The sequence below is a fragment of the bacterium genome (assembly GCA_035370465.1).
GTDB lineage: Bacteria > Ratteibacteria > UBA8468 > B48-G9 > JAFGKM01 > JAGGVW01.
In genome coordinates, this window is record DAOOVW010000013.1 from 21,742 (window position 1) to 37,435 (window position 15,694).

Here is a 15,694-nt window from a genome sequence, read left to right on the forward strand (position 1 = left end):
TAGGAGAAAAGGAAAGGGCGGTTAGCTCAGTGGTTAGAGCGTCCGGTTCACATCCGGAAGGTCACAGGTTCAAATCCTGTACCGCCCATTGGAGGACCGACTTCCTATGGAGGTCTGTTCTCCTTCTGTATAATTAAAAATTTTTTATGGACTTTCCTACCTATTTAATTGCTTCTCAAGGGTGGTTATACGAACTTATAACTGTTGGTCTCCATGCTGTTTGAAGAAAACTATCCTAAATGAATTAAATAACACCAGATTAATTCTTTTTCCATTTTTATGTACTTTCTGCTATCATTCTTGAAATTCTTTTTTAATTTTACTTTACCATTTTTATAAAAAAAGTGAAATTGATAATTATTTAACAATCAATCCATATGTCTTTACAAAATAAAAAAAATGTGTGATAATACAATAAAGATAATTTTTAACAACATCTTGAGAAATGGAGGAAATAAAAAATGGGAGCAAATATAATAAGAGTTATTTTTTTGATTTTAAGTATTTTATTGTCTTATTGCTTTTTCCCTTCAAGGAAGGTTATTGGAATTATTATTGGTCTACTTGGAGGAGGTCTTATTATTTTTATTGAAATACTTCTTGAAAGGATTTCATTTAAAAAGTTATTACTTGCAGTAGGTGGTTTAATTGTAGGACTTATAACTGCAATTCTTCTCACAAGATTTTTTCTACTTATTCCAATAGAGAATCCGCAAACAGAGAATTATCTGAGATTTATTCTTTATTTTATATTTTCATATTTAGGAATTATGTTAGGAATAAAAGGAGTTGAAGAATTAGGGTTTGTTTTTCCCTTTTTGCACTCTGTTAAGGGAGATGAGAAAGTTGCTGTTGTTGATACAAGTATATTAATAGATGGAAGAGTATATGAACTGGCAAAAAGTGGTTTTATAGATTATACTCTCGTTATCCCGCAATTTGTTTTAAAAGAATTACATGAACTATCAGATTGTTCAAGTGATATGAAAAGGCAAAGAGGAAGAAGGGGACTTGAAACAATTAATAAAATGAGAAAAGATGCGTCCTTGGATGTAAAAATTTATGATACTGATTATCCTGATATACCTTCTGTGGATGCCAAACTTGTTAAACTTGCCGCTGATTTAAGGGCTGCTGTTTTAACAAATGATTTTAATCTATCAAAACTTGCCTCTGTCCAGAATATAAAAATTCTGAATTTTAATACTCTTGCTGATATTCTTAAACCACGACTTGCAAGTGGTGAAAGAATTTCATTAAAGATTATAAAAGAAGGGAAAGAAGCAGACCAGGGAATTGGGTATCTTGAAGATGGAACAATGATAGTAGTTGAAAAAGCATCTAAATATGTTGGAAAAGTGGCAGATATTATTATAGATAGTGCAATCCAGACATCTTCTGGAAGAATAATTTTTGCAAAATTAAAAACATAATGTCAATTGCTATAATAGTTGCAGGGGGAAAAGGGGAAAGAACAGGAAAGAATATCCCAAAGGCATTTTTGGAAATTTCAGGTAAACCACTTCTTTTTTATTCAATAGAAAAATTTCAGTCCTTTTCTTCTTTAATAATTGTTCTTCCAAAAAGCCATCTGGAAATGTGGAAAGATAAGTTAAAATTAAAATATCCTGATATAAATATGGAAATAGTCCCTGGTGGAGAAAATAGGCAGGCATCTGTTTGGAATGGGATTGAAAGAATAAAAGAGGATGAAGAAATTGTTTTAATACATGATGTTGCCAGACCTTTATTATCAAAAAATTTAATAAAAAGAGTTTTAACTGGCACTGAAAAATATGGGGCATGTGTTCCTGTTATTAAATGTGTAGATACATTAAAAAAAATAAAAAATAAAAAAATAGAAAAAACACTTGATAGAAATGAGGTTTTTCTTGTTCAGACCCCACAGGGATTTAAAGCAGGCATAATAAAACAGGCATATGAAAAAGCAAAGAAGGAAAATTTTATTGGGACTGATGATTCAATGTTGGTAGAAAGAATAGGATTACCTGTATATTGTATTGAGGGAGAAAGGACAAATTTAAAAATTACCTATGAAGAAGATATAGGTATAGTAGAATCAATTTTAAATGGAGTTTTAAAATAAATTTAGAGATAGTAATTTTGATTTGAATTTCCCTTTTTAAAATTTTTCAATTTCATCTTCATTTAATACTTTGATGTTGTTTTTTTCCAATATTTTTTCTCCATTTTCAGGATTTTCAACTCTAAAAACTACAATTGCTCTTTCTTCTGATTTTTCAACAAAAGCATACATATATTCTACATTTATTCCATTATCAACAAAAATTTTCAGAATATGAGATAGTCCACCTGGTTCGTCCTTAACTTTTGCAGCAATAACTTTTGTCTCTTTTACTGAGATATTATTTCCTTTCAATATTATGTTTGCCTGTTGCCTCTTATTAACAATAATTCTTAAAATCCCATAATTTGCTTTATCAGCCAGAGAAAGAGCTCTAATATTAATATTATTCTCTCCAAGTAAAGAGACAACTTCAAACAACCTTCCCAATCTATTTTCAAGAAATATTGATAATTGAGTTATCATTTTTCCCCCCTATATTTTTCTCAGGTCAATAATTCTGCTTGCTTTGCCTGTACTTCTCTCAATTGATTTTGGTTCAACAAGATTTACTTCAACATCAATGCCAATTACACTTTCAATTTCTTTTTTTACTTTTTTTTCAAGTTCTTCAAGTTTTTTTACTTCATCAGAAAACGTCTCTTCTGTAATTTCAACATTTATTTGTAATTTATCTAAATATTTTTCTCTTGTAACAACTAACTGATAATGTGGAGCAACTTCTGGAATATTTAAAAGGACTGTTTCTACCTGTGATGGGAAAACATTTACTCCTTTTATTATTAACATATCGTCTATTCTTCCTTTAATCTTACTTATTCTTGGGAAAGTTCTTCCACAGGCACTACATTTCTGATAATTTATGGAAACAATATCACCAGTTCTATACCTTATTAAAGGTAATGCTTCTTTTGTCAGAGTTGTTATTACAAGTTCTCCTTCTTTTCCCTCTTCAAGGGTATTTTCTGTGTTAATATCTATTATTTCTGGAAGAAAATAATCAGACCAGATATGAAGTCCACATTTTCCCTCACATTCCTGTGCAATACCAGGTCCAATTATTTCCGATAATCCATAAATGTCCAGTGCAGTTATACCCCATATTTTTTCAATCTCTTTTCTCATTCTTTCAGACCACGGTTCAGCACCGAAAACACCAATTCTAATTGGTATTTTTGATGTCTCAATTCCAATTGATTTTGCTTCTTCTGCCATATATAAAGCATATGAAGGAGTTCCTGTTAAAACAGTACTTTTAAAATCTTGCATAATCATCAATTGTCTTTTAGTCCCTCCTGCAGATGTTGGAATTACACTGGCTCCAATTTTTAATGCTCCATAATGAATGCCAAGCCCTCCTGTAAAAAGTCCATAACCAAAAGCATTCTGAATAATATCTTCCTTCCCAACTCCTGCACATACTAAACTTCTTGCCATAACTTCACTCCATAATTTTATATCATTTTTTGTATAACCAACAACTGTCAATTTTCCTGTTGTTCCAGAAGAAGCATGAATTTCATAAACCTCTGAAAGGTCAACAGCAAAAAGTCCAAAAGGATAATTTTCTCTCAGGTCTTTTTTTACTGTAAATGGTATATTTTTTAGATCATCAAGAGAAGATAATTTATGAATATTAATTTTGTTTTTTTCAAAAAGGTTATTATAAAAAGGTACTTTTTTATTGACATAATCTAAAATTTTTTTAAGACGATCTAACTGAATTTGTTTTAATTTACTTTCAGAAATAGTTTCTATTCCCTTATTAAAATAAGCCATATGCCCTCCATTGGATTAAATTATTTGTAATATATTTTTAAAGTTTTCAAGTATTAACTATTTTAAAATTGTAAAAAAATTTGTCAACGATATTTTTATGTTAAAATATTTTCTTAATGGTAATACAATGGAAAAAAAATATTTACTTGGAAATGAAGCACTTGCTTATGGTCTTTTTGAAGGAGGACTTGAGGCCTCTTTTGCTTATCCTGGGACCCCATCTTCTGAAATAACAGAAAAATTAGTTGAAATAAGCAAAGAGGAAAATATTTATATTGAATGGAGTATAAATGAAAAAGTATCTTATGAAAATGCTTATGGTGTAAGTTTAACAGGGCGAAGAAGTTGTGTAATTATGAAACATGTTGGTTTAAATGTTGCTTCAGACCCTTTTATAACATCTGTTTATACCGGTATAATTGGGGGGCTGGTAATAATTGTTGCAGATGACCCCTTTGCTTATTCTTCTCAAAATGAGCAAGATAGTAGAAGATACTGGCAATTGGCAAAAACAGTTTGTTTTGAGCCATCATCAATTCAAGAGAGTAAAAATATAGCAAAATTTTCTTTTGAATTTTCTGAAAAAATTGGACTTCCAGTTATGATTAGAAGTGTTACAAAGTTATCCCATGGTAAATCAGATGTTTTGATTGGGAAAAGACAAAAAAAAATTAGTGATTATGGATTTAAAAAAAATCCTTCAAAATTTGTAATGGTTCCTTCAAATGCAAGAGTAGCACTAAAAAATTTGAATGAGAAACAGGAAATAATAAAAAAAGAAGTTGAGAAATTGCCTTTCAGTAAATTTGAGAAAGGAGAAAGTAATATAGGTATTGTTGCCTGTGGACTTACTTATAGTTATGTAAAAGAATTTGTAGAAACAGAGAAAAAAAATTCCCCAATTTTTAAGGTATCAACATATCCTTTACCTGAAAAAAAATTAAAAAATTTCTTAGAAAGTGTTAATGAAATTGTCGTTTTTGAAGAAGGAGACCCGGTTGCTGAAGAACAGATTTATATTTATTCTAAAATTTATAATTTAAAAAATAAAATTTATGGGAAAATAAATAATTTTACTGATAAAGAAGGTGAACTATCAGTTGATAAAGTTGAAGAGACATTTTATAAAATAAGAGGGAAAAAGAAAAAATATTATTCTTTTTCTATTCCAGAAAGACCGCCAGTTTTATGTGCAGGGTGCCCTCATTTAGGTTCTTTTTATATTCTAAAAAAGGTTTTTGGGAAAGATGCCTTGTTTCCAGGAGATATTGGGTGTTATACACTTGGTGTTAAATTAGAAACAATTGATACATGTCTTTGTATGGGAGCAGGTATTTCTATGGGCAGTGGTATGTCAAGATTTGAAAAAAATAATGTAGTATCAATTATTGGGGATTCAACATTTTTTCATACAGGAATTCCGGCCCTTATAAATGCAGTTTATAATCAAGCAAATCAAGTTATATGTATTCTTGATAATAGGACAACTGCAATGACAGGTCATCAACCACATCCAGGAACAGGAATAAATGCTAAGAAAGAAAAAACAGTTGAAATTGAACTTAAAAAATTAATATCTAATTGTGGAGTTGAAGATGTTATTGAAGTTGACCCATATAAAATAAAAGAAGCAATAGAAAAAATAAAGGGAATAAAAGATAAAAAGGGAGTAAAAGTAATAATTTTTAAGAGAGAATGTATAATTACATCAAAAGGAAAGAAAATCCAATATTATATTGACTCAAAAAGATGTAAGGGATGCAAATTGTGTTTAACTATTAACTGTCTTGCCATGAGTTTTAAAAATGGCAAAGCAGAAATTGGAATTTTATGTAATGGATGTGGAATGTGTGAAAATATTTGTCCTTATAAGGCAATAGTCAAAGATGAAAAAAAGGGTTGATATTTTGATTTGTGGAGTTGGAGGACAAGGAATACTTCTTACCTCAAATATAATTGGTATTGCAGGTGTAGAAGAAGGATTTTCTGTCAGAGGTACTGAAATTCATGGAATGTCACAAAGAGGAGGTTCAGTAGAGGCACATATACGATTGAATTGTAATTATGGTCCTCAAATACCTTATGGGAAGGGAGATATTTTAATTGGATTTGAACCACTTGAAGTAGCAAGATATTCTAATTATCTTAAAGAAAATGGAATTTGTGTAGTTAATAGTTATAAAATTCCTATAATTGGGTATGAATATGATGAAAAAGAAATAATTAAAATTATAAAAAGAAAAACAGATAAAATTTATATTGAGAATTTTACTGAAAAGTCAAAAGAATTAGGTTATGTTAGATGTTTGAATATATTAATGCTTGGTTTTGCTTCAAATTTTATACCTATAAAAGAGGAATCTTTTATAAATGCAATAAATATGTATGTAAAAAAAGAATTTGTCAAAATTAATTATCTTTTTTTTAAATCTGGAAGGGAATTATATCATTTATAAAGTGAATTATTCCCAGAAAAAAAGGTTATTATCAGAAATTTTTTTAGACCAATCAATAACAAGTGTTTTACTACCTGCTGGAATTCTCACAATACTGCCTTTTTGGAAATCATCTATATTTTCATTTTTGAAGTCAAAAATATTTTTTTTGCACATACACATAAATGCTTCAAGTCGTGTTGAAGTTGGCTGTAAGTCATGCCCACCATTTTCATAATATTTTACAAAGACATTTTTCCCTAATTTTTTTAATTCTTTTACGAGTTCTTCAGTATGTTCATTATGTGGAACTACATGGTCGTTTGTACCATGTTCTAAAAAAACAGGGCATTTTATTAAATTAGCATGCTCCATTACATCTCTTATAGAAATTTCATAATCACCAAAATATCTTCCTGCCCAATCAATATATGTATTTGTTAACTTTACTATTGGAGAAGAAGCATATACAAATGTAAATGTATCAGGAGCAAAAATTGAACTTAAAAGGCATATATGTCCACCCTGACTACCTCCATAATGATAAATTCTTTTTCTATTTATATCCCTTATGCTTAAAAAAAACCTTAAACCATTTAAAACATCAAATACCTGAAAAAAACTTGCATCATAAGGAACATATGAACCAAGACCTGTTATAGAATTAAAATCAAATCCACTCTGTCTATATTCTGTTGAAATAGAAATTACATTGAAATTTGTTGTAGCATATTCCATTCTATCAACCGGCTGAAATCTATTTCCACCCCAGCCGTGAGTAAAAAACATAATTCCTGTTTCAGAATTTATTTTATCTGGCTCAATTACTAAAAGTGTTATTGGTTTTAGATATGATTCGGAATTTAAGTTTTCATAAGTTATCTCGTACTTTCTCATATATTATTCTCCTGTTTAATTTTTGGTTTTATTATACTTGATAAATTCCATGCTATTTCTTCCATACCAGAAGGTGATGGATGAACAAGGTCAACTCCAAGTCCATCAACATTTTTCAGAATTTCAGTTCCAGGTATATAAATAACTTTTTCATTATTTAAACTTTCAACTGTTTTTTTAACAATTTCTCTAAATTTTTTTTCTTTTCCATTGCAATCATCAAAAAAATCACTACCGAATGTAAAAATATCAATACAAAAAATATATTTATCAGGATTTTTTTCCTTTATTGTAGGTATGAAATATTCAACTCTTTTTTTAAATTCTTCAACTTCAAAATTATACAACATATTTATTCCCATTTCAAGAGTAGCAAAGTTCCACTTAACTTTTTCTGCTATGTAATCAGCCATTTCTTTTTCTAAATGTGCTCCACCACCAAAACCCAAATTTATAAGGTCAACACCAAGAAGTTGTGCAGTTCTCATTACATAACTTCCTGTAGGTCTTATTGCAGATTGTCCTTGCGTAATTGAAGAACCATAAGATAAGTATTTAATGGAAGGAACCTGTTCTTTTTCTGGTATGTCAAAATTACCTTCAATATCAACTATTTTTAAAATTATAGAACGTGGCAGAATTATTCTTGTCAAAATTGGGTCAAAAGGTAGCCCATTTTTTTCAGTCAAAATTTTTAATTTTTTACTATTAGATAACAGGTCTTCTCTTTTTAAGGTAATTGTTGTAATTTCATCAGAAATCCATTGAAACGAATGAAAAAAATTTCCTTGATAAATTTCATAAATACCACCTGCCCCTTTATCTTTTGCCTGAAGCATAATTTTCCCTATATCACTTTTTAAATTAAACCTTATTTCACATCCATCAGGCATCAATGCCCTTGTTTGTAAATATTCGTTCTGTTTTAGATGTTTTCTTAACACATCGGGAATCCTTGAAATTATGTTTTTTTCTTTGCCAATTTCAACTAATTCATAAACATTATATAACTCAACATTTTTGTAAATCATAATTTTCTCCTTTTTAAAGCAAATTTAAAAATGAAATTGTTATATTTTTATTGAATAAACTCTTTATGTACCTGTTTTAATGCTTTTTCTCCGTCTTTTTTTCTTACAATAGAAGAGATTTTAATTTCAGAAGTACTTATCATTTCTATATTTACACCAACTTTTGCAATAGCAGAAAACATCCTTCCTGCAACTCCTGGATTATTCATCATTCCAATTCCAATTATTGATATTTTACAAATATCAGTGTCTTTTTCAACTTTTTCTGCACCAAGTTTTTCTCCTAATTTCTGGGATATTTCAAATGCTTTTTCAAGGTCATTTATATCAACTGTAAATGAAATGTCAGCATAGTTTTGCTTACTTACATTTTGAACAATCATATCAACATTTATATTTTCATTTCCTATTGAGGTAAAAATTTCAGCAGCAATTCCAGGTCTATCAGGAATTCTAAAAATTGTTATTTTTGCCTGGTTTTTGTCAATTGAAACAGCAGAAACACTTGCTCCTTCTTTTACTTCCATTTCTTTAATCATTGTTCCTTCCCCCTTTTTGTTAAAAGTTGGTTTCACAACAAATGGCACTTTATATTTTTTTGCAAATTCAACTGCTCTTGCCTGCATTACTTTTGCTCCTGACCATGCCATTTCAAGCATTTCATCATAAGATATTTCTTTTATAAGTTTTGCTTCACTGATTATATTTGGGTCTGCTGTAAAAACACCTTCAACATCTGTATATATTTCACATAATTTTGCTTTTATTGCCGCAGCAATTGCAATTGCAGTAAGGTCAGACCCACCTCTCCCAAGTGTTGTTATTGTATTTTCAAAACTTATTCCCTGAAATCCAGCAACTACAACTATTTTATTTTTATTTAATTCCCTTATTATGTTTTTGGGGTCTATTTTCTGGATTCTTGCTTTTGTATGAACATTGTCTGTTTTTATACCTGCAAAATATCCTGGAAACCCTTCTGCTTCATACCCTAAATTTTCAATAGCCATACAAACAAGAGATACGGATACCATTTCTCCAGTTGACAGCAGAAGGTCAAGTTCTCTTGCAGGAGGGAAAGTAGTTATCTGTTTTGCTAAGGAAATTAAGTTATCTGTTGTTTTTCCCATAGCAGAAACAACAACAACAACACCATATCCATTTTTTTTTGTTTCAACAATTCTTTCTGCAACAAATTTTATTTTTTCAATATCTATTAAAGAACTACCACCATATTTCTGAACTATTATATCCATTTTTTACCTTTTTTAAGTAATAATTTTACACTATTTTTTCCTTTTACAAAATTATATATTGGCAAGCATTGTTTCAAGAAGAAAAAGGCACCCTCTTTTATCAAGTGGATTGTTTTTATTTCCACATTTTGGTGACTGAATACAGGATGGACAGCCAGATTCACATTTACATCCTTTTACACTTTCATAAGATAAATTTAGAATTTTTTCTATTCTTTCATATCCAGTTTTTGTAATTCCAATTCCCCCAGGATACCCATCATATATAAATATTGTTGCTTTTTCTGTTTGTTGATGAAAAGGGAAAGAATAACCACCAATATCACCTCTATCAGAAGGGACTTCAACAGGAAAAATTCCTATAATTGAATGTTCAACTGCGTGGATACTCCCATGAAAATCAATCTTTCTCTTTTTAAATTCTTCAATTTGTTTTTCGTGTATTTCAATCCACAGAGATTGTGTTTGAAATTTTATATCTGGTAAATTTAATTGATAAAGGCCAATAAGCGTTTTGTCTTTTTCTTTCCTTTTTTCATAACTGACAAAATTAGTTGTGACTTCAATTTTACCAAATTTAATTTTGAATTCATTTCCTTTTTCTTTTATCATATCCATTATATTAATTTTTTCCCACCAATTAACCTGGGTATAATAATCAACTTTCGCTTTCTGAACAATTACCTGCTTTGTTTGTGGTTTTATAAATGAAACATAATATTTATTTCCTAAATGTAAATAAATTGCTCCTGGATGACAGTCATAATAAACTTTATTTTCTTCAATTTCTCCTATGATTTTTCCTGTATCTACTTCAACTATTGAAAAAATATCCCCAACCGTTCTTAAATTAACCTGTGTATGTGGATATTTTCCGGAGTAAAAGTATCTTCCATCAAATGTTTTTTTGAATTTTGTTTCAAGTATTTCTTTTATAAAATTACCATACAAATTTATTTCATTTTCACTGAAAGGCATTTCAAAACAAGCACATTTAAGATGATTTTCAGTAATTATTTCATTTTCAAAATTTATAATTACATCTTCAAATTCTCTTTCAAGAAGTTCATCTGGATTTTTTAAAAAATACTTATCAAGAGCATCAGAAAGTGCCACAAAAATAACAATGGACTCATTATTTTTTCTTCCAACTCTTCCTGCTCTCTGCCAGGTACTTATTATACTTCCTGGATAACCAAAAAGAATGCAGGTATCTAACCAGCCAATATCAATTCCTAATTCTAAAGCACTTGTTGATATTACTCCTTTTAAATTCCCTTCAAACAAATTTTTTTCTATTTCTCTTCTTTCTTCTGGAAGATAACCAGCCCTATATGAAGAAATTACATTTTTTAAGGATGGATTTTTAATTCCCCATATCTGTAAAAGTTCAGTTGCCCTTCTGCTATTTGTAAAAACAATTGTTGAAAGTCCATTTTCAACACTTTTTTTCATCAATTCTATTGTTTGAGTATAAGGAGAGTCCTCAAGTGTATCCCAGAAAACAAAATGTTTTTTCCCGGAAGGAGCAGAATTCTCTTTTATAGATTCAAAATCAAGTCCAACAAGTTGACCTGCAAAACTTTCTGAATTTTTAATTGTAGCAGAAGAAAGAATAAATTGTGGGTTGCTCCCATAAAAATTACAAATTCTTCTTAGCCGTCTTATAACATGAGAAACATTAGAGCCAAAAATTCCTTTGTAAGTATGAACTTCGTCAATAACTACAAAAGAAAGTTCAGAAAAAAATTCCCTCCATAATGAATAAAAAGGTAAAATTCCAATATGGAGCATATCAGGATTTGTAAGAACAATTGAAGGGAATTTTCTTTTGATTTTTTTTCTTATATTTTCAGGTGTATCACCATCATATATTTCTGCTGTTATTGAAGGGAATTTTTTTCTAAAATTTTTTAATGTTTTTAATTGGTCTTGAGTTAATGCTTTTGTTGGAAATATATAAAGTGCTTTTGAATCAGGTGTTTTAAGTATATGGTTAATTACAAATGTATTATAAATAAGTGTTTTGCCACTACCTGTTGGTGTTGTAATTATTATGTTTTTCTTATCATTTAGTTTTTCAAGTCCTTCTTTCTGGTGAATATAAATTTTTTCAATTCCATTTTCTTTAAGATAATTTTTTATTTCAGGACTTATAAAATCAGGTATATCATATTTTTCACCTTTTTTCTCTTTAATAGTTTTAAGATAAACAATATGTTTCTTTAAGTCAGAATTTTTAAGATAATTTAGAAATTTTAAGACATTATTCATTTATTTCCCTCCAGACCAGGTCAGGCAGACCAGGCCCAGTGGAATTTTAATTTGTGAATTTTGTAAGAGGATAATGAAATCCCTTTAAAAATTCAGATGTTTCAATTCTTTTTTTACCTTCCATCTGCAATTGCTTTATTTTAATAGTTCCATTTCCACAAGCAACTTCAATAAAGTCATTTCCAATTTTAATTATTTCTCCTATCATACCAAATTTACCACTTTCTTTTTCTATTTCTGTTTTAAAAATTTTAATTAACTTTTTCCCATTTTTTGTTTCAATATATGTGTAAGCGGTTGGCCATTCAATAACTCCTCTAACAAGGTTGTGTATATCTTTTGCACTTTTTTCCCAGTTAATTTTACCATCTTCTTTTTTTAATTTCCTTGCATAAGAAGGAATTCCTTTTTGTTTTTCACCTCTCTCTCCCTTTTTTATTTTTTCTATAGCAGAAATTAAAATTTTGCTACCTTCATTTGAAAGACGATTTTTTAAAGTAATTGCATCATCATCAGGAAGAATTGGGAATTTTCTCTGTTCTATTATTTCCCCTGCATCTATGTTTTCTTCCATTTTAATAACAGTTATTCCTGTTTCTTCCTCCCCATTTATTAAACACCATTCAATAGGAGCAGGTCCTCTATATTTTGGAAGAAGTGATGGATGTAAATTTATAGAACACAATTTTGGTATTTTTAAGATTTCTACTGGTAATTTTTTCCCATAAGAAATAAGAACAATTAGGTCTGGATTTAATGATTTTAATTTAGAAATAAAATTTTCATCAAATTCTGCTGGTGTTAAAACTTCAATTTTATTTTCTATCGCCCATATTTTTGTAGGAGTTGGTAGAACTTTTTGTCCTCTTCCTTTTGGTTTATCAGGAGTTGTTATAATAGTCAATAAATTAAAATTTTTTTTCAATTCATAAAGAGATGGTATTCCAAATTCGTCACTTCCAAAATAAATTATTTTCATTTTGTAAAAAGTAAAGAGGCAGAAGAAATAATACCAGAGTCAATTCCAAGACCTGCTGGAACAACTTTTACATTTTCACTGAGTTTTTTCATTGCTCTTTCTTTTATTGTTTTTCTTATTGTTTCAAAAAGAATATCCCCTGCCTGTGAAATTCCTCCTCCTATGACTATAATATCTGGATTAAGAAGATTAATAAGAGAAGAGAATAATGCTCCTAAACAAATTCCAACATCAGTCCATATATCCTTTGCAACTTCATCACCTAAATTATATGCATCAGAAATTATTTTTGGCGTTATTTTATTTAAGTTTCCACCAGCAAGTTCATATATTTTTGTTTCTTTCCCTTCTTTTATTGCATTTACTGCTCTTTCAACAATATAATCTCTACCAACAAATCTTTCTATACATCCATAATTTCCACATTTACACTTTTGTCCTTTGTAATCAATTGTGATATGTCCTATCTCAACTGCTGAATATTTTTCTCCTCTTAAAAGTTTTCCATCTTTAACAATTCCTCCTCCAACCCCTGTTCCAAGTGTAATGCATATCATGGTTTTATAACCTTTACCAGCACCAAAAAGATATTCTCCCCATGCAATAGTATTAACATCATTTTCAATGACTACCTTTATATCATATTTTTTTTCGAAAATATCTTTTAAAGGTAAATTATCCCAGCCAGGTAAATTTGGTGCTCCATAAACAATCCCTTCATCATCAACAAGCCCAGGTGTTCCTATGCCAATTCCTATTATTTCATTTTTATTTTCTCCATCAAGGCAAAAGTTGATTGCATTTTCAATCTGTGAAAGGACAATTTCTCTTTTACCTTCCTCACCTCTTGTTGGGAATTGATTTTTCTTTATAATATTTCCCTTATCATCAACAAGCCCTGCCTTTATAAAAGTTCCTCCTAAATCAATTCCAACACATTTCATTTTTTCTCCTCTTTCTTTTTAAATAGTGAAAAGCCCTTTTTTTCTTTTTTTTCTTCTGGTGATTGAACTTCTTTTTTCTTTTCTTCCTTTTTCCGGAAAAGTCCTCTTTTTTCTTTTTTTAAGGGCTGACTTTTCTCCATAGGTTCTTTTATAGGTATTTTTTCTTCTTTTTCTGAAATTTCCTCATATTCAGAATATACACCATATTTTTTAACAAGTTCAATTATATTTGAGTATTGCTGGAAACTTACAGTTTTTGGGACTGAATGGTCTGAATGATAAATATATCCACCCCCTTTTTTAGCAACTTCAAATTTTTTCTTTATTTCCTCTTCAATTTTTGTTAGGTCAGGGTCTTCCATCAATCTTACATCAATTCCACCCATAAAAGAAAGTTGAGCCCCAAATTTTTCTTTTAGTTCAATTAGGTCCATTCCTGCTTTTACTTCCAACGGTTGTAGACAATCAAGTCCAACATCTATAAGAATTGGAATTAATTCTTTTACATTTCCGCAACTATGAAGAAAAACTTTCATACCTTTTGAATGAAAATATTCATATACAAGTTTATCTGCCTGGTAATGTGTTTTCATATATGTTTCAGGAGAAAATAAAGGTCCATTTTTATATCCCATATCATTATAAAGAAATGCTCCATCAAACTTAAATCCATTTTTCATCATAAGTTCAGCCATAATGATTGTAAGTTCTGCTAATGTCATTATCATCTCTTTTACCCAATCAGGGCCTTCTGCCATTGAAATTAAAAGTTGTTCACTTTTTATGTAATTTTGTAAAATATCATATCCATATCCACCAGAAAAACAGCAAAATTTCCCTTCTTCGTATGCTGACACATTACGAGATAAACCACTTGCCCAGTCAACTCTTGTAAAATCAGGAGTAAGCCGTTTTTTTATTTCTTTCCAGTCCTCCTTTTTTGTTATGGGCCAATCAATAACTTCAGGTGTTGTTGAATAATCCCTGTGATTTTTTCTTTTACCTCCATAAGGAGTAGTTGAAATTATGTATTCTTCACTTCTTTCAATAACTTTTACCGGAAATTTAGGAGTTGTGTCTGCACCAAAAAATTCTAATTCATATCCAAAATATTCAGATGGGGTCATATCTTCTGGCAAACCTTCTTTACGCCATCTTCTTATAGTTGCATCCCAGATACTGTCATGAATAGGAACTCTATCAGGTATTTTATGATTTAATGTCCTTAAAATCCTTTCTCTACTTATCATTTTTCCTCCTTTTTATTTTAATTTTTCTTTTATTATTATCATCTAAAATTTCAATTTTTACAAGTATTAACTTTTCAGGTAAATTTTTTTTAATTTTTTCAACCCATTCAATTAAAATAATTCCTTTTCCAATATATTCTTCCCAATTTATTTCTTCAATTTCTCTTTCGTTTTCAAGGCGATAAAGGTCAATATGAAACACAGGTATTTTCCCATAATATTCGTTTATTAAAACAAAAGAAGGACTTATTGCCTGTAAGTTACATAATTTTTTAACAATCCCTTTTATAAAAGTTGTCTTTCCACTTCCCAATTCACCTGAAAAACCAACAATATCTCCTTTTTTCAAACTTTTAGCAAATTTTTCTCCTAATTTTTCTGTTTCGTTTCCAGAATTTGTATAAAAAATTCCCATTTGTTACCTTTTTGTATCTAATGTCCTATTAATATTGCCCATTTTTTTAAATCTGATATCTGAACAAATTTTCCCATTTTTTCTTCTGAAATAGGTAGTATTGTGCCATTTGAATTTTCTGGAGAAGACAATTTGATATTTTTAATATTTTTCTCGTTTATAAAAATTTTTAAATTTTTTATTTCCTCTTTTTTATAATTTATTAAGTGTATAATAAAAGTATTATTTGTTTTATAACCAATATTTAAAACCTGTGGTTCTGTCTTTAGCTCAAAGAACGATTTAACATCTCTGTTAAAAAATAATTTTTCATAATTTTTAATAAAA

The 15,694-nt window shown here is 29.2% G+C and carries 15 protein-coding genes and 1 tRNA gene; 5 read left to right on the forward strand and 11 right to left on the reverse strand.

Going from position 1 to position 15,694, the window contains the following annotated elements; all coding sequences use genetic code 11:
- The first annotated feature begins 15 nt into the window (after positions 1 to 15).
- The 3 genes from PLW95_03100 to ispD all read left to right on the forward strand — a co-directional run bounded on the left by PLW95_03100 (position 16) and on the right by ispD (position 2,107).
- Positions 16 to 88: transfer RNA gene (locus PLW95_03100), tRNA-Val, on the forward strand.
- Between the two features lie 373 nt (positions 89 to 461).
- Positions 462 to 1,433: a PIN domain-containing protein gene (locus PLW95_03105; protein HOV21653.1), complete on the forward strand. Its 972-nt coding sequence runs from the start codon at positions 462 to 464 to the stop codon at positions 1,431 to 1,433.
- The gene (gene ispD / locus PLW95_03110) at positions 1,433 to 2,107 is read left to right on the forward strand and encodes a 2-C-methyl-D-erythritol 4-phosphate cytidylyltransferase (protein HOV21654.1); all 675 of its coding nucleotides are present in this window, start codon (positions 1,433 to 1,435) and stop codon (positions 2,105 to 2,107) included. The genes PLW95_03105 and ispD overlap by 1 nt, the downstream gene beginning before the upstream one ends.
- A gap of 36 nt (positions 2,108 to 2,143) precedes the next feature.
- Here ispD and PLW95_03115 read toward each other — a convergent pair whose 3' ends face one another.
- Together PLW95_03115 and PLW95_03120 are read right to left on the reverse strand one after the other, a co-directional pair.
- Positions 2,144 to 2,572: an ACT domain-containing protein gene (locus PLW95_03115; GenBank protein HOV21655.1), complete on the reverse strand. Its 429-nt coding sequence runs from the start codon at positions 2,570 to 2,572 to the stop codon at positions 2,144 to 2,146.
- Between the two features lie 9 nt (positions 2,573 to 2,581).
- Positions 2,582 to 3,886: a phenylacetate--CoA ligase gene (locus PLW95_03120; GenBank protein HOV21656.1), complete on the reverse strand. Its 1,305-nt coding sequence runs from the start codon at positions 3,884 to 3,886 to the stop codon at positions 2,582 to 2,584.
- A gap of 127 nt (positions 3,887 to 4,013) precedes the next feature.
- Here PLW95_03120 and iorA point away from each other — a divergent pair, with 127 nt between their 5' ends.
- Together iorA and PLW95_03130 are read left to right on the forward strand one after the other, a co-directional pair.
- A complete protein-coding gene (gene iorA / locus PLW95_03125; GenBank protein ID HOV21657.1) occupies positions 4,014 to 5,789 on the forward strand; it encodes an indolepyruvate ferredoxin oxidoreductase subunit alpha in 1,776 nt (591 codons plus the stop codon).
- Positions 5,773 to 6,342, forward strand: a complete 570-nt coding sequence (locus tag PLW95_03130) for an indolepyruvate oxidoreductase subunit beta (protein ID HOV21658.1) — start codon at positions 5,773 to 5,775, stop codon at positions 6,340 to 6,342. The genes iorA and PLW95_03130 overlap by 17 nt, the downstream gene beginning before the upstream one ends.
- Before the next feature lie 6 nt (positions 6,343 to 6,348).
- Here PLW95_03130 and PLW95_03135 read toward each other — a convergent pair whose 3' ends face one another.
- From PLW95_03135 to PLW95_03175, 9 genes are all read right to left on the reverse strand, one after another.
- Positions 6,349 to 7,218, reverse strand: a complete 870-nt coding sequence (locus PLW95_03135; GenBank protein ID HOV21659.1) for a prolyl oligopeptidase family serine peptidase — start codon at positions 7,216 to 7,218, stop codon at positions 6,349 to 6,351.
- Entirely contained in the window at positions 7,215 to 8,249 is a 1,035-nt protein-coding gene (locus PLW95_03140; protein ID HOV21660.1) for an SGNH/GDSL hydrolase family protein, read from the reverse strand. Before PLW95_03140 ends, PLW95_03135 begins: the two co-directional genes overlap by 4 nt.
- Before the next feature lie 47 nt (positions 8,250 to 8,296).
- Complete coding sequence (locus PLW95_03145; GenBank protein HOV21661.1) at positions 8,297 to 9,505, reverse strand: aspartate kinase; 1,209 nt, start codon at positions 9,503 to 9,505, stop codon at positions 8,297 to 8,299.
- A 51-nt stretch (positions 9,506 to 9,556) separates the two neighbouring features.
- Positions 9,557 to 11,779 carry a DEAD/DEAH box helicase gene (locus PLW95_03150; protein HOV21662.1) on the reverse strand — a complete coding sequence of 741 codons (2,223 nt, stop codon included), beginning with the start codon at positions 11,777 to 11,779 and terminating at the stop codon, positions 9,557 to 9,559.
- Between the two features lie 46 nt (positions 11,780 to 11,825).
- Positions 11,826 to 12,758 carry a methionyl-tRNA formyltransferase gene (gene fmt, locus PLW95_03155; GenBank protein ID HOV21663.1) on the reverse strand — a complete coding sequence of 311 codons (933 nt, stop codon included), beginning with the start codon at positions 12,756 to 12,758 and terminating at the stop codon, positions 11,826 to 11,828.
- Positions 12,755 to 13,702, reverse strand: coding sequence for an ROK family protein (locus PLW95_03160; GenBank protein ID HOV21664.1), 948 nt, complete (start codon positions 13,700 to 13,702; stop codon positions 12,755 to 12,757). Before PLW95_03160 ends, fmt begins: the two co-directional genes overlap by 4 nt.
- Positions 13,699 to 14,952, reverse strand: coding sequence for a uroporphyrinogen decarboxylase family protein (locus PLW95_03165; protein ID HOV21665.1), 1,254 nt, complete (start codon positions 14,950 to 14,952; stop codon positions 13,699 to 13,701). Before PLW95_03165 ends, PLW95_03160 begins: the two co-directional genes overlap by 4 nt.
- A complete protein-coding gene (gene tsaE / locus PLW95_03170) occupies positions 14,942 to 15,367 on the reverse strand; it encodes a tRNA (adenosine(37)-N6)-threonylcarbamoyltransferase complex ATPase subunit type 1 TsaE (protein HOV21666.1) in 426 nt (141 codons plus the stop codon). Before tsaE ends, PLW95_03165 begins: the two co-directional genes overlap by 11 nt.
- Positions 15,368 to 15,384: 17 nt before the next feature.
- Positions 15,385 to 15,694: hypothetical protein (locus PLW95_03175; protein ID HOV21667.1), on the reverse strand; the 310-nt coding region annotated here is incomplete at its 5' end.

Excerpts from the sequence above, each read along its gene's own strand:
- PLW95_03105 (HOV21653.1), top strand. The coding sequence starts at position 462 with ATGGGAGCAAATATAATAAGAGTTATTTTTTTGATTTTAAGTATTTTA.
- ispD (HOV21654.1), top strand. The coding sequence starts at position 1,433 with ATGTCAATTGCTATAATAGTTGCAGGGGGAAAAGGGGAAAGAACAGGA.
- PLW95_03115 (HOV21655.1), bottom strand. The coding sequence starts at position 2,572 with ATGATAACTCAATTATCAATATTTCTTGAAAATAGATTGGGAAGGTTG.
- PLW95_03120 (HOV21656.1), bottom strand. The coding sequence starts at position 3,886 with ATGGCTTATTTTAATAAGGGAATAGAAACTATTTCTGAAAGTAAATTA.
- iorA (HOV21657.1), top strand. The coding sequence starts at position 4,014 with ATGGAAAAAAAATATTTACTTGGAAATGAAGCACTTGCTTATGGTCTT.
- PLW95_03130 (HOV21658.1), top strand. The coding sequence starts at position 5,773 with ATGAAAAAAAGGGTTGATATTTTGATTTGTGGAGTTGGAGGACAAGGA.
- PLW95_03135 (HOV21659.1), bottom strand. The coding sequence starts at position 7,218 with ATGAGAAAGTACGAGATAACTTATGAAAACTTAAATTCCGAATCATAT.
- PLW95_03140 (HOV21660.1), bottom strand. The coding sequence starts at position 8,249 with ATGATTTACAAAAATGTTGAGTTATATAATGTTTATGAATTAGTTGAA.
- PLW95_03145 (HOV21661.1), bottom strand. The coding sequence starts at position 9,505 with ATGGATATAATAGTTCAGAAATATGGTGGTAGTTCTTTAATAGATATT.
- PLW95_03150 (HOV21662.1), bottom strand. The coding sequence starts at position 11,779 with ATGAATAATGTCTTAAAATTTCTAAATTATCTTAAAAATTCTGACTTA.
- fmt (HOV21663.1), bottom strand. The coding sequence starts at position 12,758 with ATGAAAATAATTTATTTTGGAAGTGACGAATTTGGAATACCATCTCTT.
- PLW95_03160 (HOV21664.1), bottom strand. The coding sequence starts at position 13,702 with ATGAAATGTGTTGGAATTGATTTAGGAGGAACTTTTATAAAGGCAGGG.
- PLW95_03165 (HOV21665.1), bottom strand. The coding sequence starts at position 14,952 with ATGATAAGTAGAGAAAGGATTTTAAGGACATTAAATCATAAAATACCT.
- tsaE (HOV21666.1), bottom strand. The coding sequence starts at position 15,367 with ATGGGAATTTTTTATACAAATTCTGGAAACGAAACAGAAAAATTAGGA.